Annotated in this window: 14 protein-coding genes; 2 read left to right on the plus strand and 12 right to left on the minus strand. The window is 68.9% G+C overall.

The window, feature by feature from the left end; translation table 11 throughout:
- Positions 1-23: 23 nt before the first annotated feature.
- From ACWFRF_RS08690 to ACWFRF_RS08720, 7 genes are all read right to left on the minus strand, one after another.
- Entirely contained in the window at positions 24-884 is an 861-nt protein-coding gene (locus ACWFRF_RS08690) for a DMT family transporter (RefSeq protein WP_452449364.1), read from the minus strand.
- A gap of 119 nt (positions 885-1,003) precedes the next feature.
- Positions 1,004-2,455 carry a DEAD/DEAH box helicase gene (locus ACWFRF_RS08695; protein WP_378995200.1) on the minus strand — a complete coding sequence of 484 codons (1,452 nt, stop codon included), beginning with the start codon at positions 2,453-2,455 and terminating at the stop codon, positions 1,004-1,006.
- A gap of 256 nt (positions 2,456-2,711) precedes the next feature.
- Positions 2,712-3,650, minus strand: coding sequence for a M56 family metallopeptidase (locus tag ACWFRF_RS08700; protein WP_379316511.1), 939 nt, complete (start codon positions 3,648-3,650; stop codon positions 2,712-2,714).
- 64 nt (positions 3,651-3,714) lie between these two features.
- Positions 3,715-4,104, minus strand: coding sequence for a BlaI/MecI/CopY family transcriptional regulator (locus tag ACWFRF_RS08705; RefSeq protein WP_279537543.1), 390 nt, complete (start codon positions 4,102-4,104; stop codon positions 3,715-3,717).
- 62 nt (positions 4,105-4,166) lie between these two features.
- Positions 4,167-4,991: an ABC transporter ATP-binding protein gene (locus ACWFRF_RS08710; RefSeq protein WP_452449366.1), complete on the minus strand. Its 825-nt coding sequence runs from the start codon at positions 4,989-4,991 to the stop codon at positions 4,167-4,169.
- Positions 4,988-6,124 carry a FecCD family ABC transporter permease gene (locus ACWFRF_RS08715; protein WP_452449507.1) on the minus strand — a complete coding sequence of 379 codons (1,137 nt, stop codon included), beginning with the start codon at positions 6,122-6,124 and terminating at the stop codon, positions 4,988-4,990. The genes ACWFRF_RS08710 and ACWFRF_RS08715 overlap by 4 nt, the downstream gene beginning before the upstream one ends.
- Before the next feature lie 11 nt (positions 6,125-6,135).
- Positions 6,136-7,182: a FecCD family ABC transporter permease gene (locus ACWFRF_RS08720; protein WP_452449368.1), complete on the minus strand. Its 1,047-nt coding sequence runs from the start codon at positions 7,180-7,182 to the stop codon at positions 6,136-6,138.
- A 110-nt stretch (positions 7,183-7,292) separates the two neighbouring features.
- Between ACWFRF_RS08720 and ACWFRF_RS08725 the strand changes: the two genes are divergently transcribed.
- Positions 7,293-7,991, plus strand: a complete 699-nt coding sequence (locus tag ACWFRF_RS08725; RefSeq protein ID WP_378995192.1) for a hypothetical protein — start codon at positions 7,293-7,295, stop codon at positions 7,989-7,991.
- A 94-nt stretch (positions 7,992-8,085) separates the two neighbouring features.
- On the opposite strand, the gene ACWFRF_RS08730 is transcribed toward ACWFRF_RS08725, so the two are convergent.
- The 5 genes from ACWFRF_RS08730 to ACWFRF_RS08750 all read right to left on the minus strand — a co-directional run bounded on the left by ACWFRF_RS08730 (position 8,086) and on the right by ACWFRF_RS08750 (position 16,533).
- Positions 8,086-9,516, minus strand: a complete 1,431-nt coding sequence (locus ACWFRF_RS08730; RefSeq protein WP_452449370.1) for a wax ester/triacylglycerol synthase family O-acyltransferase — start codon at positions 9,514-9,516, stop codon at positions 8,086-8,088.
- On the minus strand, positions 9,513-10,550 hold the full coding sequence (locus ACWFRF_RS08735; protein ID WP_452449372.1) for an alpha/beta hydrolase: 1,038 nt from the start codon (positions 10,548-10,550) through the stop codon (positions 9,513-9,515). Before ACWFRF_RS08735 ends, ACWFRF_RS08730 begins: the two co-directional genes overlap by 4 nt.
- A 1,987-nt stretch (positions 10,551-12,537) precedes the next feature.
- Positions 12,538-13,050, minus strand: coding sequence for a pyridoxamine 5'-phosphate oxidase family protein (locus ACWFRF_RS08740; RefSeq protein ID WP_378988432.1), 513 nt, complete (start codon positions 13,048-13,050; stop codon positions 12,538-12,540).
- A complete protein-coding gene (locus tag ACWFRF_RS08745; RefSeq protein WP_379318583.1) occupies positions 13,050-13,211 on the minus strand; it encodes a hypothetical protein in 162 nt (53 codons plus the stop codon). Before ACWFRF_RS08745 ends, ACWFRF_RS08740 begins: the two co-directional genes overlap by 1 nt.
- An 85-nt stretch (positions 13,212-13,296) precedes the next feature.
- A complete protein-coding gene (locus ACWFRF_RS08750) occupies positions 13,297-16,533 on the minus strand; it encodes a BTAD domain-containing putative transcriptional regulator (protein ID WP_452449375.1) in 3,237 nt (1,078 codons plus the stop codon).
- Between the two features lie 177 nt (positions 16,534-16,710).
- Here ACWFRF_RS08750 and ACWFRF_RS08755 point away from each other — a divergent pair, with 177 nt between their 5' ends.
- On the plus strand, positions 16,711-18,288 hold the full coding sequence (locus ACWFRF_RS08755; protein WP_452449377.1) for an MFS transporter: 1,578 nt from the start codon (positions 16,711-16,713) through the stop codon (positions 18,286-18,288).
- Positions 18,289-18,380 lie beyond the last annotated feature (92 nt).

Here is an 18,380-nt window from a genome sequence, read left to right on the forward strand (position 1 = left end):
CGGCGGGCAAATCCCGCGAGGTGTCAGCGCGTGGGCTCGGCGGTGACCGCTCTGGTGTGACACAGGGCCACGGTCGCCGCGCACATCACGACGACACAGACTCCGACGACGACCAGTCCGAGACCGCTGGTGCGCAGGTGCTCGTCGAGAGCGGTGAGGCCGAGGAACGCGGCGGCCAGTGGTTCGGCGATCGTCGCCGCGGGGAGTGAGGCCGACAGCGGTCCGGCCTGGAATGCGCGCTGCTGCAGGTACACACCGAGCAGTCCCGCGGCCACCAGCGTCCAGGTCTGCCACCCGCCGAGCACCGCGCCGATCCCGTCACCGAACAGGGTGACCACGCGATCGGTGAGTGCGGCCGCCATCCCGAACAGCGCGCCGCCGGCGAGGCCGAGAGCGAGCGCCTGTCCCGACCGGCTGCTGATCGTCAGCCCGGCGACGGCCGCGCCTCCGACGATGCCGAGCAGAATCGCCAAGGGCACCAACCATTCCCGGAAGGGTGCCGTGTCCTCGCCCGCTGTCGGATCGCCCACGATCAGGAACAGCGCGAGCGCCGCGACGAGGATCAGCGCGGTCGTGGCGGCACGCGCGGTGATCCGCTGCCCGTTCAGCCGCGCGGACAGCGGCAGTGCGAAGACCAAGGCGCTCACCAGAATCGGTTGCACCACCAGCACCGCGCCGAATGCCAGCGCGAGAACCTGCATCGCGTAACCACCGGTGTCGCCGACGATTCCGGACCACCAGCGTGGGCTGCGGAGCAGTCCGCCGAGCAGGGGCGTGCCTTCGGGCACTGCCGCGGCCGCCCGCTGCTGCGCTACGGCGCCCAGCGCGATCAACATGGCCGCGATCAGCGCGCACACGATGGTGGCGATCTCGTGGTTCGTCACGGGCTCAGTGTGCGCGCTCCGGCGCTCGTCGGCGCTGATCTACGAACGAGAGTCGCGGGGTTCGGGTACCCGGAAACAGACGCGTGGCCGAACCGTAATCGGTTCGGCCACGCGTTGATTCAGTTTGCCGTGCGGTTGCGGTGCGCGGCGGGAGCGGCCGGACGCGCGGCGCGACGACGAGAATTCGTCGGCGTGTCGCCCGTGCGGGCGTGTCCACCGGAGCGCGTGCGCGGCTCGTGCGCCGGACGTTCACGGCGCGGCGCGCCGCCACGGCCCGGTTCGGCGGCCGGAGCGCCACCGGTGCGCGGACGACGAGTACGCCCGCTCCCGTTCGCCGAGCGGGTCGGCTGCGCGGGGGCGACCGGCGCGGCCAGTGCGATCCCACTGGGCTTGCGAGCGCCGGTGATCTCCACCAGGTTCCGGTCGCCGGGGCGCACGTCGACACCGTCGGTGCGCACGCCCGCCTTGCGGGTCATCGCGGCGACGTCCTTGCGCTCCTCGTCGGTGACGAGGGTGACCACGACACCGTCCTCCCCGGCGCGCGCGGTGCGCCCGGCACGGTGCAGGTAGGCCTTGTGCTCGGCGGGCGGGTCGAAGTGCACGACCAGCGAGACACCGTCGATGTGGATACCGCGCGCGGCGACGTCGGTGGTGACCAGCACCGGCACCGACCCGTCGGCGAAGGCCGCCAGGGTGCGCACACGGTTGTTCTGTGCCTTGCCGCCGTGCAGCGAGCCCGCGTCGACGCCGGCGCCGCGCAGCTGCTTGGCCAGGCGGTCGGCGCCGTGCTTGGTACGCACGAACATGATGGTCAGGCCCTCACGCGCGGCGATCTCGGTGGCCACGGTGCGCTTGATGTTCTTGTCGCGCACGTAGAGCAGGTGGTGGGTCATGGTGCTCACCGAGGCCTCGGCGGGCGCGGTCGAGTGGGTCACCGGGTTGTGCATGTAGCGCTTGACCAGCTTGTCCACATCACCGTCGAGGGTGGCCGAGAACAGCAGGCGCTGACCCTGTTTCGGGGTGCGGTCGAGCAGGCGGGTGACCTGGGGCAAAAAGCCCATGTCGGCCATGTGGTCGGCCTCGTCGAGCGCGGTGATCGTCACGTCCGACAGGTCGGCGGCGCGCTGCTTGATCAGGTCGTCGAGGCGACCGGGGGTCGCGATGAGCAGGTCGACACCGCGGGCGAGGCGGTCGGCCTGACGCTTGATCGGTGCGCCACCGACGACGGAGGCCACGCGCAGGCCCAGCGAGCGGGCGGCGTCTTCCAGGGCCTTCTCGATCTGAGTGGCCAGTTCGCGAGTCGGTACCAGTACCAGGCCGCGCGGGCGACCGGGCTTGGACTGCGAGCCCTCGGCCAGGCGGGTCAGCATCGGCAGGCCGAAGGCGAGGGTCTTGCCCGAGCCGGTCGGGCCGCGACCGAGCACGTCACGCCCGGACAGGGCGTCGCCGATCGTGGCGGCCTGGATGGGGAAGGGCTTGTCGATGCCCGCGTTGCGCAGGGTCTGCACCAGTTCGACGGGCAGGCCGAGTTCGGCGAAGGTCGGTTCGTTGGGCACGGCAGAGTTGGTCAAGGTGGCCTTTCGTTGGGCTGCGAATCGCGCCGAACGATGATCGGCGCCGATTACCCGAATACGCGCCTCGGCGTGAGCGGGGTGCGGCCCAGCAGGAAGGACCGGTCTCCCAGGATAGGCGTGTTCGGGCTCGGTTGGGTAAACAGGCTGGTCAGCGAAGTGGTTGTGGCAAGGTCTGTGCCGCTGCGCAGCAGGGAGCGGTGGTGCGGTCGGCGCGTAGGCCGCACGGGGGGAGAACCAGCGGCGGATCGCCAGGTCAGCCGCGGAAGAGCCGGTTGAGCTCCTGCAGCCACGGCACCGCGACGGCCAGTGTCGGCACGACCAGAATCGCGGCCGAGCCGAGGTAGGCGGCGGTGGCGACTCTCACGTCTCCAGTGGTGCTCGCGAGCCGCTGGATGCGGATCAGGGTGCTCGGTCCGCCCGCGGCGAGCGCGCCCTGCGGTGCGGTGGACTTGGCGCAGGCGATCAGGGCGCGGGCCAGCGGCTTGGGCCCGGTGACCTTCACCGCGGAGTCGTCGGCGAGTAGTTCGATCAGCAGTTTCACCTGGCCGAGCGCGGCCTTGCTGCGGACAACCCGGGGAAAAGCCTCGTGCACGGCGGTGAACGCCTCGAGCACCAGATCGTGGCGTGCGCGCAGGTGTGAGCGTTCGTGGCTCACGATGGCGGTGACCTCGGAGTCGTCGAGGCTGGTCAGCGTGCCTTCGCTGATCACCACCCGCTGGCGAAGGCCCGGCAGGCAGTAGGCGATGGGTTCGGTGGCGGCCAGCACGCGGATGTCGGCGGCGCGGCGCACCGGACCGCTCTGATCGAGCAGGTCGACCAGCATGCGATGACGGGAGCGGCGGCGCCGGGTGTGCACGCCGACGCGCACGATCGAGAACATCAGCCGGGCGCCGACCATCAGGGTCAGGGCGAAGACCAGCACATACAGCGTCCACAGCGGCAGACCGAGCGCGTCGATCTCCTGGGTGGGCGAGGTGGTGGGCCGACCGTCAGGGCCGGGCACGAGCAGCAGGCTGGCGATGGCCAGCCCCGATCCGAAGGCGCTGAGCACGGCGGCCAGCGCGATCGCCTGCCACAACACCAGCGCCGCGCGTGGGCTGCGGTGCACCCAGGTAGCGCGACTGAGCAGCGCTGGTACCGGCCCTGCGAGAAGCAAGGCGAGACCAGCAAAGACTGCCGCGGTTGCGTTCATCGACTCTGCTCACTGCGTTGTGGGGCCAGGGGCGCTCACTCCATTGTGAGAGCCGCCAGGGAGTCTAGCCGCTGTTTTCGTCGGATTCGAGCTTGGCGAGTGCCTCGCGCAGCGCATCCGCTTCGTCTTTGCCCACTTGCTCCACGAAGTGCACCAGCGCCGCGGCGCGACTACCTGCGGCGTCGGCCTGTTGCAAGGCGTCGACCATCAGGCTCGCGACCAGTTCGTCGCGGCTGTGAACCGGTGCGTATCGATGCGCGCGATCGTCGCGTCGCTGAACCACCAGGTCCTTCTTCGCCAGTCGTTGGAGCACCGTCATCACCGTGGTGTACGCGAGCTCGCGCCGCGCGGCCAGCGCTTCGTGGACCTGCCGCACCGTCAGTGGCTCATCGGCCGACCACAACTGGTCCATGACCGCTTTTTCGAGTTCGCCGAGACCTGCCATCCCACCGATTTTACGGCCTCAACGACAAACATGCGTACTACAGATTGTCGTAACGGGGTGTTTGCTGTGTGTCATTCGTCATACCCGACCGCGCCGTGCACGTGCCGGGTGCCGATCGGGACGATCATCGGCCGCCCCGAGACCGGATCTGTCAGGACGGTGGCCTCGAGCCCGAAGACCTCGGCGAGCAGTTCGGCAGTGACGATGTCGGCCGGTTTGCCCCGCGCCACGATCGCGCCCGCGCGCATCACCACGAGCTCGTCGCTGTAGCGGATGGCGAGGTTGAGATCGTGCAGCACCATCACCACCGTGCGCCCGAACTCGGCGTGCAGGCGGTCGACGAGGTCGAGGACTTCCAGCGAGTGCGCGAGATCGAGGTAGGTGGTCGGCTCGTCGAGGAGCAGGATGTCGGTGCCCTGGGCCAGCGCCATGGAGATCCAGGCGCGCTGGCGCTGGCCGCCGGAGAGTTCGTCGAGGGTCCGGTCGGCCAGGTCGGCGATACCGGTCTGGGCCAGCGCAGCCGCGACCTCGGTCTCGTCGTCGGCCGACCACTGCCGCAACCAGGACTGATGCGGATGACGTCCCCGCGCGACCAGATCGGCGACGGTGAGCCCTTCGGGCGCGACCGGAGTCTGCGGCAGCATGCCGATCACCCTGGCCACGTCCTTGGTCTTCATCGACGAGATGGCCTTGCCGTCGAGGACGACCTGTCCCGCGCAGGGGCGCAGCAGCCTGCCCAGCGATTTCAGCAGTGTCGACTTACCGCAGCCGTTGGGGCCGATGACCGTGGTGACCACGCCGGGCGCGATGTCGAGGCTGAGCTCGTCGACGATCACCCGCTCGCCGTAGCCGAGGGACACGGCGTCGGCGGCGAGGCGATGAGCGGGGCTGGTCATGAGAGCGTGGCCTTCCGATTCATGCGGACGAGCAGGTAGAGCAGGAACGGTCCGCCGAGCGCGGCGGTGACGATACCGACCGGCAGGTCGACGGGCAGGAGTGCGCGCGAGATGACATCGGCCCCCGCGACCAGTGCGGCACCGGTCAGCGCCGAGGCGATCAGGGGCTCACCCGCGGTCCGCAGCGCCATTCTCGCGATCTGCGGTGCGGCGAGGGCGACGAATCCGACCGGCCCGACGGCGGCGGTCGCCACCGAAGCCGCCACGACCGACGCGCCGATGAGCAGTGCCTGTTGCGACTGGATCCGCACACCGAGCACTCGGGTCGAGTCCTCGCCGAGGCGCAGCGCGGCCAGTGTGCGCGCCGACACCAGCGACACCACGGTCACGACGGACAGCGCGATGACGGCGGGCACGACCCTGGACATGTCGGCTCCGTTGAGCGACCCGGTGAGCCACAGCTGGGCACGGGCGGCATCGGTCAGGCTGGCGCGGGTGAGCAGCCAGCTGATCACCGACATCAGGACCGCGTTCACGCCGATGCCGATCAGGACGAGCCGGAACCCGGTGACCCCGCGTTCGCCGCCGCCCCCGCGGCCCCAGGCCAGTAGATAGATGACGACCGCGGTCATCAGGCCGCCGGTCAGCGCGGCGATCGGGGCTCCCACGGTCGCGACCAGTCCGGTTGTCGCACCACCGCTGCCGACCAGCACCGCGACGGCGCCGACGCTGGCGCCGGTGGTGATGCCGAGGACGTCCGGCCCGGCCAGTGGGTTGTGCAGGATCGACTGCATCAGCGCGCCCGACAATCCGAGCGCGGCTCCGACGACCACGGCTGTCAGCGCCCGTGGCAATCGTGATTCGATGATGATGAAGCGCTGGGATCGGGTGCCGCCGCCGCCGAGCACGTCGAGGACGCGTCCCAGGGGGATTTGGGTATCACCGACGGCGATGTCCAGGCAGAACAGTGCGAACACCGCGACCGCCAGTGCCACGACGACGCCGAACACGACCGGCCGCAGCACCAACGACACCGGCCCGACCCGCAGCGCGGGTCGCACCCGGCGCAGCTCGGTCACTGCCCGGTCGGCGTTCGCGGGTTCGGCGGCGACCCGGTCGGCGGCCTTGTCCATCTCGACCCCACTCACAGCGCCACCAACTTCTTGCGACGCACCAACGCGATGAAGAACGGCGCGCCGATCGCGGCCAGCATCACCCCGACCTGGAGTTCACCGGGCCGGGCGATCACCCGCCCGGCGACGTCGGCGACGAGCAGCAGCAACCCGCCGAGCAGCCCGGAATAGGGGATCAGCCACTTGTTGTCGGGTCCGGTGATGGTCCGAGCCATGTGCGGAACCACCAGCCCCAGAAACGCGATCGGCCCGATCGCCGCGGTCGCCCCGCCGCTGAGCAGCACCACCGCGAGCAGGCCGAAGGCCCGCGCCCGGGTGACGTCGACGCCGAGTCCGCGGGCGACATCGTCACCGAGGCTCAGCAGATTCAGGCTGGGTGCCGCGGCCATGGCCATGCCGAGGCCGATCACCAGAAACGGCAGGACCTCCCAGAACACTTCCGCTTCGCGCCCGGCCACGTTGCCGACCACCCAGAACCGATAGGTGTCGAGCGCCGCGTTGTCGAGCACGATGATCGCGTTCGTCATCGCCTGGAGGAAGGCGGTGACCGCGGCCCCCGCCAGGATCAGGCTCAACGGACTCGCCTTGCCCCCGCCGATCGAGGAGACCCCGAACACGATCACCCCCGCGATCGCCGACCCGGCGAAGGCGAACCAGATGTACTGCGCGGGTGCGGTGAACCCGAACAGGAAGATGCTCAGCGCGGCCAGAAAGCCCGCGCCCGCATTCAGTCCTAACAATCCGGCATCAGCGAGCGGATTCCGGGTATACCCCTGGATGAGCGCGCCCGCGACGCCCAACGCCACTCCGGCGAACAGGGCCAATGCGGTGCGCGGCAGACGCAGCTCACGCACGATTTCCTCGGCGGTGGAGCGGGCCGGGCATCGGAACGGGCCGCCGTCGCAGCCGAAAGCGTGTGTGACGGCGTCGAACACCGTGGTGGGTGCGAGCGAGCGGGTGCCGATGGCAATGCTCGCCACCACCGCCACGGTGAGCAAGACAACGAGCAGCAGAAGCCCGGTCAGACGACGACGTCTGACGGTGCCAGGGTGGATCACGGCGACGAACTTCTCCTGCCTCGAAACCGGACACGACTTGTGAAGTCTGGTAAGCCTAACCTATGTTCCGAGACATCATCGTCACGGGAACCAACGTTCGAGGAGGTTCGATGTCCGAGCCCGTCACCACCGCTACTTCCCGCACCACCGCCGCGTTCGACCGCGCCTGTGCCAGGTTGCAAGCGCTGCAACCCGAGCATCCGCGCGTGTATGCCGTCGCGGCGATGAGCGGGCAGGGCAAACGGCGATGGTGGCATGTGCCCAACGGGCTGTCCGAGGGCCGCGTCGAGCTGATGTACCGACGGCACGCCGCGGAGATGATCAACGACGAGATCGCCGCCGAGGTGGTGGCCACCGCGCTCATCCACGCCGTGGCGGGCCGCGTCACGGCACTGTTCGTGATGGACGCGCACGCCTGGGATCCGGGCCGCGACAACCTGTGGATCCACCACGACAACGACGGCGGCATCGACTGGGCGGGCTTGTCCGACACCACGATTCGCGTCGTCGACTGCGATCCCGAGCCGGGTGCGGTCGCCTTCCCCTGTGAAGCCGCCATGGCGGTTTGGCTCGCTCAACGCTGCGCGTCGTCGCTGATCCCGCTGCAATCGGTCCTCACTCGCTGCTCCGGTCTGCCCGCTCGCCGGTTCTGGACCCTCGTGGGCGAATCCATCATCGGCGCGGCGACCTACGTCCCCGATCTGGCACGCGCCGATGTCTCCGCGGGCGCGCGCCGTGGCCAGCTGCTGCTCGGTGCCTTCGAGGAACGCGGTCTCCCGGTGCGCCGCAGCAGCTGCCTGCAGCGCTAGTCATATCTGGACGGTTGATCATCAGGATCTCACGTCGGTATCCGCCGCGCGAATCCGGTGATCGCGGATACGGGCGGGGTCGAGCGGCCGCCGCTCAGGCGCTGGTCGGCGCCGCTTTTCCGAGGACGTGCAGGGCGGCGGCCAGTGCGCGGAACGAGGCGAGGATCAACTCGCCGTAGTGCTCCGGGTCCGGCATCATCGCGGCGTTCGTCGTGACCGCGATGACGATCTCCTCACCCTGCGAGGTGATCAGGTGACGCAGGCCGTCGCCGTCGAGGATGGGCAGTGACCCGACCGCTCGACGAACCGGCCTGTCACAGAAGACCAGGGTGTCGGTCACCGGCGGCACGTTGCTGATCGTGGTGTTGCAGAACGGCACTGTCGCCGCGTCGTCGAAACGCCGTTGCGCCCTTGCCCATCCGGCGGCGCGCAGCAGCAGCGCCGGCGCGGTCTGCACCCGCCGGTCGGTGCGTTGCACCACCGGGTCGGCGGTGCGCTGTTTGGCGCGGCCCGCCGACTGCTGAATCGCGGTCAGCCGCTCGATCGGGTCGGCGATGTCGGTGTGCAGGTCGACGATCATCTGGCTGAGCTGATTCGCCGAATCCCATTCGGCGACACCGCGCATCGACATCGGCACCATGGCGGCCAGCGCGCCGTCGGGTGTTTCGTCGTGCTCGGCGAGGTAGGTGGCCAGTGCGCCGGAGATCGTCGTGAGCATCAGGTCGTTGATCGTGACCCGGTGGGGCGCCGCGGTTTTCGCGGCGAGCACCTCCGACATCGGGATCGGCAACAGGTGAAAGGTCAGCTCCGCACCGATGTCCCGGTTGAATCGGGTGGCCGGGCGCTCGGCGACCGGATCGTGGACGGTACCCGCATCGATCAGGGCCCGCAGCTCGTCCTGCGCCTTCCGCGCACGGCGCAGACCGGCGACGAAGCGTACCGGCGCCGCCGCGAGCGCGCCCGCGGTGCGCGCCGCGGTGGTCAGCGGCCGCGCCTCGTCGAGCCGGATCGCGGGGGCGGGTTCGGTGCCGAACAGCCGCCGCTCGAGTGCCCGGGTCGCCACGCCGTCGCCGACGCTGTGGTGGAACTTCAGCGCCACGACCGTGGTCGTGCCCGGCATCGCCGGTACGCCCTCGACGCGGTCCAGCACATGGATCTCCCATGGTGGTCGTGTCAGATCCATCCGGGCGGAGGTGATCTCGGCGATCCGGGCGCGGGCGTCGTCCCACGAACCGGGGAGGTCCAGGGTGACGTGGTCGCGCACCGACAGGGTCGGGTCGGGCTCCCAGTACGGCAGATCGAGATCCATCGGGACGCGCCGCAAGCGCCGGTGGAACAGTTCCGCGTGCCCGATGCTCGCGCGCGCCCAGTCCAGTACCTGGGCGATCGTCAGCGGGGCGTGGCCCGACGCGTCGGCGAAGTAGACCGCGACGATGTTCGACAGATGCCGGTCGGTCTCGTCGTAGACGAACACCGCGTCGCGCGGACTCAGTCGCCGGGAGCCCACCCGGAGTTCGGCGCTCATATGCCCAGGGCTGTCGCCATCATCGGCCAGGAGGCGTGGAGGTCGTCCTCCCAATAGCCCCACGAGTGGGTACCGGTCGGTCGGATGTTGTAGGTGATATTCGTGCGGCCGAGCTCTCGGGTGCGCTGCGCCAGATTCGCGGTGCAATACGCCGTCGCGGCTTCGATACCGCCGCCGACGAGCATTTGATTCGTGAGAATCGAAGTCGGATTCTTTCCGTTGATATGCACGCGCGGATTCGACAACGTGTCGTGTGGTCCCGGCAACCCGGTGCCCGCGGAAATATAGATCGGGATATTCGGCAAACGATGGGCTTGCACGTAGGGATCGTGCTCGCGCCAGGCGGCGTCGGTCTCGGGACCCCACATGTTCTCGGTGTTGCCGCCGCCCATCCGCACGACGAGGGAGACGAAGGCCCGGCCGATCGGATCGCTGGTCATCGCGCACCCGCTGTACGCGGAGACACTGCGGTACAGGTCGGGCGCCCGGATCGCGAGATCGAGGACCGAGGTTCCCGCCATCGAGATACCGGCGAGGGAGTTGACGCCGTCGGTGCCGAAGGCGGCGTCGATCACGGGCGGCAGCTCCCGGGTGAGGAACGTCGTCCACATGTTGTTGCCGTTGTTCTCGAGGTTCTTCGCCAGGCCGGCGTCGGGTCGCTGCCAGTCGGTGTAGTAGCTGAACGCACCTTCCATCGGGATGACGACGTTGACGTGTTTGTCCGCGAAGAACCCACCGGCATCGGTCTGACCGGGCCAGTTGGCCGAATCCTCGCCGCCGCCCGCGCCGTTCAGCAGATACAGCGTCGGTGCCGGGGTCGAGGTGTCGACCGGCCGGAGCACCCGCAGGGCGATCGTGCGATCCATGGCGGGGGAGTAGACGCTGATGTCGGCGACCTGGCCGGACTGTGTCTGGCTCATCAGGCGCGCGCCGGGCGCGGCCGAAGCCTGCGCGCGGTCGACGAACAGGGGCGTCGAGGCCAGCGCCAGGACGCAGACGGCCGACATGATCGCGCGGAGCATTTCGTTCTTCATGGTGTTGCGAGCCTGCTGACTTCTCGGGGCGGAAGCGGGGCCGGCCACGCCGCGGCCGGCCCCGTACCGCGCTGAACTACCTGCGCTGGATCTACTTGCCCGGGGTGGGCGTGCCACCGCTCACGCTGATCAGCGCCTGGATGAAGGGCAGAGCCGCGTCGCTGAGGCTGCCGGCGCCGGTCTGCATCAGTTCGTAGAGGGAACCCATGTCTAACTCCTGGTGATGAGGTGGATCAGGCTCGGTGAACGAGCCGAAGTGCCGATGTGGGCCGGGTTTACGGGAAGAAGGCTGCTACCGAACCCAGGAAGGCGGCGAGCAGGCCGTCGCCTTCGGCCGCGGAACCCAGTCCGGCGATGGCGGCCATCATGATCTCGGTCAGTGAACCCATCGTAAAACTCCTTGCTCGTGTGAAAGGTCTGATCACAGCCGGATAAATGGCTGTGAAGTGTCGGGAATCGACGGCGATTGCCCGCTCGGCCAGTGGTTATGCGCCGCCGATGGGCGTGCCGCCGCTCAGGCTGATCAGGGCGTCGACGAACGGCAGCGCGCCGTTGCCGAGGCTGGCCATCCCCGTCGCGAACAATTCGTAAAAGGATCCCACGTGTTACTCCTGAATATGGGGAAATTCAGCATCTGGGCTGAATCGACGGTGCCGACGGGTTGTCGGGTTACGGGAAGAACGCTTCCACCGAGCCCAGGAAAGTCCCGAGCAGGAGGTCGCCCGAGTTCGCGGACGCCATTCCGCCCAGGACGCCGAGTAGCAGCTCATCGAATGAGCCCATGGTGTATCTCCTTGCGCTGTTGTCTAGCCCCCGGAACTGGGGTGGCCCCCTCGCTTCGGGTGGTTATCACCATCGGTAACTGATGTGATGCCGGTAACGTAGCGCCGTCGCAGATGTGTGGCAAGGCGATGTTTCACTCACTGTGAATCGTTCATTTTTTTCATTCCTGATGGAAGCTGCTCGGCGGTTGCCATCTTCTCTGTCCGGACTGCGTGTGACCTGTAGTTACTGCGACTGTCTGGCACGGTAAACAGGGATCTGGCCGCGAACGATCCCGTTCGCCACAAGTATGTCAAGGGGGATTGATATCGGTTCTGGACAGTCTGATCTGCGGTGGTTCGGTGAGGCTGGGCGGCTGGGGCCGGTGGCTTGCGGCGTGAGGTTCTTCGATGCGGGGTTCTGGCCGCATCGGGCGAAACGGCCGTAGTTCCGTAGCTGTCTGTTGTCGAGTGGTTCGCCGCTGTGCTGGATGTCCGGCGATCAGGCCGATGTCGGTCATCCTCCTTTTTCCGACGCAGACCCGGTATGAATCATGTCGATCAGCTATTGAAATGACGCGTTGACACAGGCATGGATGGTGGGTAGGAATGGGTCGGGGGCGGACCGTCAACGGCCCGCCCCCGACTGTGTTGCCGTGTATTACTTACCTGGCGTCGGCGTGCCGCCGCTGACCGTGATCAGCGCCTGAATGAAAGGCAGAACGGCGTCGCTCAAGCTGCCTGCGCCGGTCGCCATCAATTCGTACAGGGATCCCATGTGTCTTCTCCTCGGGTGATGAAAAAATTATCGTTGGCCGGGTGGCGCGTTTACGGGAAGAAGGCCTCGACCGAGCCGAGGAAGGCCGCGAGAAGGCCGTCGCCCTCGACCATCGAGCCCAGTCCCGCAATTGCGGCCATCATTATTTCCGTCAGCGAACCCATGGTGAATCTCCTTGCATGATCGGTAAGCATCCCGCCGGAAAATGGTCGTACCGTCGGCCGGGATGTGGATCACAATCAGATCTCTGTTGTGATGGGGGTAACGTAGCTCCGCTCATTTCCTACGGCAAGGAAATCGTCCGATTCGCGCAATTCGGGCAGAGATCCTTCCTGATGGAAGTGCCGATGGGTATTGGTACCCGTCACGAAGAATCGCGCCGTGACCTGTACGGACGTCCAGTCCCGTCAGATCCGACGATGAACGACCGCGTTCGCCGCCAGATCTGTCAATCCCCCTGGAGTTGGCCGCGCCAGAGACGTGCCGGAATTCCGCTGACCAGATCTTGTCGCCGCAGCACCTGGATGCGCCACGGCGTGAGGCGAAGTACCTGGAAGGCCCGGTCGTCGGCACCCTGCCAGAACTGTCCGGGGTCGTAGCCGGCGCCGGGAGGGCTGCCGTGCCGGTAGAGGTCCCACACGTGTGCGCGCTCGCCGGGGTCGTCGGTCCATTCGGCGACCGCGTCGACGGCGACGGTGTTCTGTGCCGGGCTCCAATAGGAGAACGTCACATGCGGATTTCCCGCGATATGGGCGGCCTTCACCGGTGTGCGGTAGGTTCCGAGCCAGCCGGCCGGGTGGTCGGTATCGGTTTCCCAGACCGGAATCAGGACGCGCGACCGTGGGCGTCCCTTGGCGTCGACGGTGGTCATGGTCGCGTAGTTGACGGCGCCGACGATGGCGTCGAAATCGGGTTTGATATCGGCGAACGTGTGCACGTGGGCGCGGGTGCGGTTGCTCACTACCGCTCCTCGACGCGCACGCCGGCGCGGCGGCCGACGGTGGTGAGGACGAGGTGGGTGGTGCCGCCGTCGAGGAAGCCGGCACGCCCGTCGGTGGCGAGGTAGCGGCGGACGTGGTCGGTCACCGAGGGATCGGGGCTGTCGGTCACGGTGTGAGTCATGGATTCACCGTGCCCGGGAGGGCTTCGGACGGACTCAGGGCCTACTCGAGGCGATCGAGGTCGGTCGACAGCATCCGCAGTGGGCTCAGGGCCGGTTCGGGACTTGCGCGAGGTGCAGGGTCGAGGGTTCGGCTCGCTCACCCTTGGCGAGGTTGTCGGCGAACTGGTTCGTTCCGATGTCGGCGAGGATGCGTGCCTCGATGCGGTCGACGTCGCCGCGTTCGGCCTCGGGCAGCGGGGCGCCGGTGGACCGACGCAGCGCATCGGCGGCACCGAGTAGCCGCGCGGCGTGGGCGGAAGATCCGGCGAGCGACCGGGCTCCGGCCAGGCCTTCCAGCGCGAGTGCGTGGGCACGGGGGTCGCCGGTGCGCAGGGCGCAGGCGAGTCCACGCAGGTGCTGGCGCTCGGCTTCGCCGGCGTCACCGGCGAGTTCGGCGGTGAAGCCCAGTTCGGCGAGGATCAGGGCGGCGCCGAAATGCGACCCGGCCCGCAGATGCCAGTCCAGCCAGGTGCCGAGGTACTCGCGCGCCGCCGCCAGGTCGCCGCGGCGGCGCGCGACCAGACCGAGCCCGAGTACCGCGGATTCTTCCCCGACGAGGTGTCCCTGGTCGACCGCCACCCGACGGGCCCGTTCGTGCAGTTCGGCGCTGCGGTCGAGCTCACCGCGCAGCAGCGCGATCCGGCCGAGCGAGGTGAGCCGCTCGCCGACTTCGGTCCACAGGCCGAGTTCCTCGGCAGTGGCCAGCGCGCCGCGGTGGTGGTCACGGGCGGTGTCGAGGTCGCCGGTCACCTCGGCGTGGCTGCCGAGCAGGAATCCGGCGATGGCCTGACCCCAGCGATCGCCCACCTTCGCGAACAGCTCCCGGCTCCGCTCGGCGTGCTCGCTCAGGCCGATCAGGTCGCCGCGGGCGAAGGCGTCGCGCGCCAGCGACACCGAGGCCGCCGCGATGCCCCAGTCATCGGCGTTGTCGGCGAAGGCATCTCGCAGGTGGGCCGCGTCGTCCATGCCCTGGTGGGCGGCGAATCCGGAGTAGACGTGCGCGAGGTACCAGCGGGCACGCAGTTCGGCGGGCGTGGGTCGCGCAGCGAGGGCCGGCAGAGAATCGACCGTACGGCCGGCGCCGATCTCGAGAGCGCCGCGCCACAACAGGGCAACCCGGCGTGTGGCGGGCTCGGTCTCGCCGGATACCGCGAGAGCGATGCCGAGTGACCGGATGCCCTCGGCGAGGCGTCCGCGCATCACCCAGTACCAGGCGAGGGCGTTGACCAGCCGCAGCGCGTCCTCGGACCTGCCCGCGGCACGGGCGGTCTCGAGTGCCCGTCGCAGGTCGGCCGACTCCGCGTCGAGCCGAGACAGCCAGCGGCGCTGGTCACCGGTGCGTAGGTGCTGGTCGGCCAGTTCGGCGAACGCGAGGTAGTAGGCGAGATGGCGCCCTCGTGTGTCGGATTCCTCGCCGCTGTCGCGCAACCGGTCCGCACCGTAGGCGGCGACCGACTTCAGCAGCCGGTAGCGCGGGCGGGTATCGGTGGCGGGGGTGATGATCAGGGAGCGCTCGACCACACGAGCGAGCAACTCCGCGACCTCGGCGACCGCGATGTCGCCACCGGCGCAGACGGCTTCGGCCGATTCCAGCGTGCCGCCGTCGGCGTGGGCCGAAAGCCGCCGCAGCACAGCACGTTCTGGCTCATCGAGCAGTTCCCAGCTCCAGTCGATCACCGCGCGCAGGGTGCGCTGGCGATCGGGTGCGTCCCGATAGCCGGACGACAACAGTGTGAAACGGTCCTCGATCCGTTCGGCGAGCACGTGCACCCCGAGCGCGCGGACCCGCGTCGCCGCCAGTTCCAGTGCCAGCGGCAGGCCGTCGAGATGGGTGACGATCGTCGCGATCGCCGCCGCATTGTCGTCGGTGACGGCGAAGCCGGGCGCGCGCGAGCGGGCCCGTTCGACGAAAAGCTGTGCGGCAGGTGAGGTTTCCACCTCGCGCGACCCCGGTCCGGCAGCGGGTGCGGTGGGCAGGGCCAGCGGCGCCACCGGCCGGATGTGCTCGCCCGCGATATTCAGTGGCACCTGACTGGTGACCAGCACCCGCAGTTCCGGTGCGGCGGCGAGCAGGCGTGACACCACCGTGGCGGCCGCGTCGGCGACGTGCTCGCCGTTGTCCAGCACCAGCAGCACCTGCTTGGCCCGCACCGCCTCGGCGAGATGGTCGAGCTGAGTGCCGTTGCCGGGCGCGGGGAACGGGCTCGAACCGGCCGAATCGTCGCGGACATCGAAGGCGCCCGCCACGACTTCGGTGATCGTCGTCAGCGCGCTGTCGGTGTCAGTGCCCAGGCACAGTCCGGCGAGCTCGACGAACAGCACGCCGTCGCGCGCCGGATGCACGGCCGCGGTGGCCAGTGCCAGGCGGGTCTTGCCGACACCGCCCGGCCCGGTGAGCGTCACCAGTCGTTCGGCAGTGACCAGCGCCTCGACCGCGGCGAGATCGTCCGCGCGCCCGATCGGGGAGGTGGGCGCGACGGGCAGGTTCCGGCGTGGTGTCACCGGTGTCGCGGGTGCGGGCCGCGCGGGCGCGCCGAGAGCCGGATCCTGTTCCAGCACAGCACGATGCAATGCGGTGAGCTCGGGACTGGGATCGAGTCCGAGCTCTTCGGCGAGGTGTTCGCGCAGCCGACGGTAGGTTTCCAGGGCTTCGCCGTGTCGTCCCGATCGGTACAGCGCCAGCATGTGGGCCGAGCGCAACCGTTCCCGCAGCGGATGGAGCTCGGTGAGTTCGCCGAGTTCGTCGGCGACCTGATCGTGCTCGCCGAGGGTGATCCGGGTCTGCGCGAGTTCCTCGACCGCGGTGAGGCGCTGTTCCTCCCACCGCAGCACCGGGATTCGCGCGAACTCGTGATCGGCGAGGTCGGCCAGGACCTCGCCCCGCCACAACGCCAGTGCTTCGGTGAGAAGCGTTGCCCGAGTGGCGGTGTCGTCGGTGGCACGCGCCCGATGGAGCACACGCTGGAAGGTCTGGGAGTCCACCGAGCCGTCGGCGACCTCGAGCAGGTAGCCGGGGGAGCGTGAGACCAGCAGCTCGCGCCCGCCCACCTCGGCGTCGCCGAGAACCCGGCGCAATTGTGAGGCTCGTGTCTGCAACGAACCAGCGGGGTTGGCGGGCAGGGCCGTATCCCACAGATGCTCGACGAGCCGGTCGGTGGGCACGATCCGGCCCGGTTCGACCAGCAGCGCGCCGAGCAGAACCCGCACCTTGAGCTCTGGAACCCGCACGGATCGTCCCTCGTCGGTCCAGACCGCCAAGGGACCGAGCACTCCGAAACGCATGTCACCCACCCTAAACGGCCCGGCCGCCGACCCGACCACGCACGGCGAGCCCCGCCGCGCCTCGATCATCGCCTCACGTAACCGCTCGAGGTCGTCTGGAGTCGACCCGAAGGGTTCCTGCAGCACGGCCCGGCACAGTCGGTCGCAGTTCGAATCGTCCTCGAAGGGAAACTCCTGATGTCCGAGTTCACCGATGTCCCCGAGCGGGCAGGTACCCGCCAATGGCTGGGACTCGCGGTCCTGCTCCTGCCGACAGTCCTGCTGTTCCTGACCATGACCGTGTTGTTCCTCGCTACCCCGTATATCGCCGCCGATCTGTCGCCGAGCAGCGGTCAGCTGCTGTGGATCAACGACATCTACGGTTTCGTGATGGCCGGTTTCCTCGTCACCATGGGCACCCTCGGTGACCGGCTCGGCCGTCGCCGACTGCTGCTGGCCGGGGCCGTGCTGTTCGGCGCCGCCTCGATCCTGGCCGCGTTCGCGCCGGGCCCGGAACTGCTGATCGCCGCCCGAGCGGTGATGGGCTTCGGTGCGGCTGCCGTCATGCCCGCCACGTTGTCGCTGATCACGACCATGTTCCGGGACGACAGGCAGCGCGCCACCGCCATCGGTCTCTGGGCCGCGTCGGTGTCGGCGGGTGTGGCGCTCGGGCCGCTGCTGGGTGGTCTGATGCTCGCTTCGCTGTGGTGGGGTGCGTCGATGCTCATCGGTGTGCCGGTCATGCTGGTCGTCGTTGCCGCGGTACCGGTGCTGATTCCCGAATACCGTGCGCCGAGCGCGGGTCGACTCGATCCGATCAGTGTCGCGTTGTCGCTGGCCGCGCTGCTGCCGTTCGTCTACGGCGTGAAGAAGCTGGCCGAGACCGGATTCGCCGCCGAATCGCTGCTCACGCTGCTCGCCGGTGTGGTGTTCGCGGTGGTCTTCGTCCGCAGGCAGTTGCGGCTGGCCGATCCGCTGCTCGACGTGCGACTGTTCGCGAATCGCACGTTCAGTGGGTCGCTCGGCGTGTACATGCTGGCCGCCGTCGCCCTGGGCGGGGTATACCTGCTGTTCACCCAGTACTTGCAGTTGGTCGCGGCCCAGTCGCCGCTGCAGGCGGGGCTGTGGATTCTGCCCGCCGCCATCGGCCTGGTCATCGTTTCCACCGTCACCCCCGCGCTCGCTCGCCGCATTCGTCCCGCCTCTCTCATCGCCGCGGGCCTGGCGGTCTCGGCGGTCGGCTACCTGGTGCTCACCCAGGTCGGTAGCGTTGCCGGGCTACCGCTGCTCATCGTCGGTTTCTACGTCCTCTACCCGGGCATCGCCCCGGCGATGGCACTGATCCCGGGCCTGGTCATCGGTGCGGCCCCGGCGGAGAAGGCAGGCGCGGCCTCGGCCGTGAACAGCACCGCCAGCGACCTGGGCGTGGCATTGGGCGTCGCGCTACTCGGTAGCGTGGGCGCGGCCATCTACCGCGCCGACATGTCCGAGGCGGAGGGAGCCGCCTCGGAAACCCTTCCGGCAGCGCTGAGTTCGGCCGAGTCGCTGCCCGCCGACCTCGCCGATTCGCTCGTACTGGCTGCTCGGGAAGCGTTCACCAACGGACTGAACGCCGCCGCGTGGACCGCTGCTGTGCTCTCGGCCGCCGGTGCGGTGCTGGCGGTGGCGTTGCTGCGCCGCATCCCGGCCGGGGCGACCTCGGTGCCGGAAAATGTGGAGACAAAGGAGGTTTCGGCGGCAGGCGGTGCCGCCGAGCGACCCACCGTCGCTGTCTGACGGTCGCGCGATCTCGTCGACCGAGAGCGATCCGCAGCCCCAGTTCGCCGGGTGCTGCGGATCGCTGTATCCATTGCCCTGCAGAGTATTAC

It is taken from the genome of Nocardia sp. NPDC055165 (assembly GCF_053606985.1).

Bases quoted from the DNA above. Each gene is read 5' to 3' on its own strand.
- ACWFRF_RS08700 (WP_379316511.1), bottom strand. From the start codon at position 3,650: ATGAACGCAACCGCGGCAGTCTTTGCTGGTCTCGCCTTGCTTCTCGCA.
- ACWFRF_RS08710 (WP_452449366.1), bottom strand. From the start codon at position 4,991: ATGACCAGCCCCGCTCATCGCCTCGCCGCCGACGCCGTGTCCCTCGGC.
- ACWFRF_RS08715 (WP_452449507.1), bottom strand. From the start codon at position 6,124: ATGGACAAGGCCGCCGACCGGGTCGCCGCCGAACCCGCGAACGCCGAC.
- ACWFRF_RS08725 (WP_378995192.1), top strand. From the start codon at position 7,293: ATGTCCGAGCCCGTCACCACCGCTACTTCCCGCACCACCGCCGCGTTC.
- ACWFRF_RS08730 (WP_452449370.1), bottom strand. From the start codon at position 9,516: ATGAGCGCCGAACTCCGGGTGGGCTCCCGGCGACTGAGTCCGCGCGAC.
- ACWFRF_RS08735 (WP_452449372.1), bottom strand. From the start codon at position 10,550: ATGAAGAACGAAATGCTCCGCGCGATCATGTCGGCCGTCTGCGTCCTG.
- ACWFRF_RS08745 (WP_379318583.1), bottom strand. From the start codon at position 13,211: ATGACTCACACCGTGACCGACAGCCCCGATCCCTCGGTGACCGACCAC.
- ACWFRF_RS08750 (WP_452449375.1), bottom strand. From the start codon at position 16,533: ATGCGTTTCGGAGTGCTCGGTCCCTTGGCGGTCTGGACCGACGAGGGA.
- ACWFRF_RS08755 (WP_452449377.1), top strand. From the start codon at position 16,711: ATGTCCGAGTTCACCGATGTCCCCGAGCGGGCAGGTACCCGCCAATGG.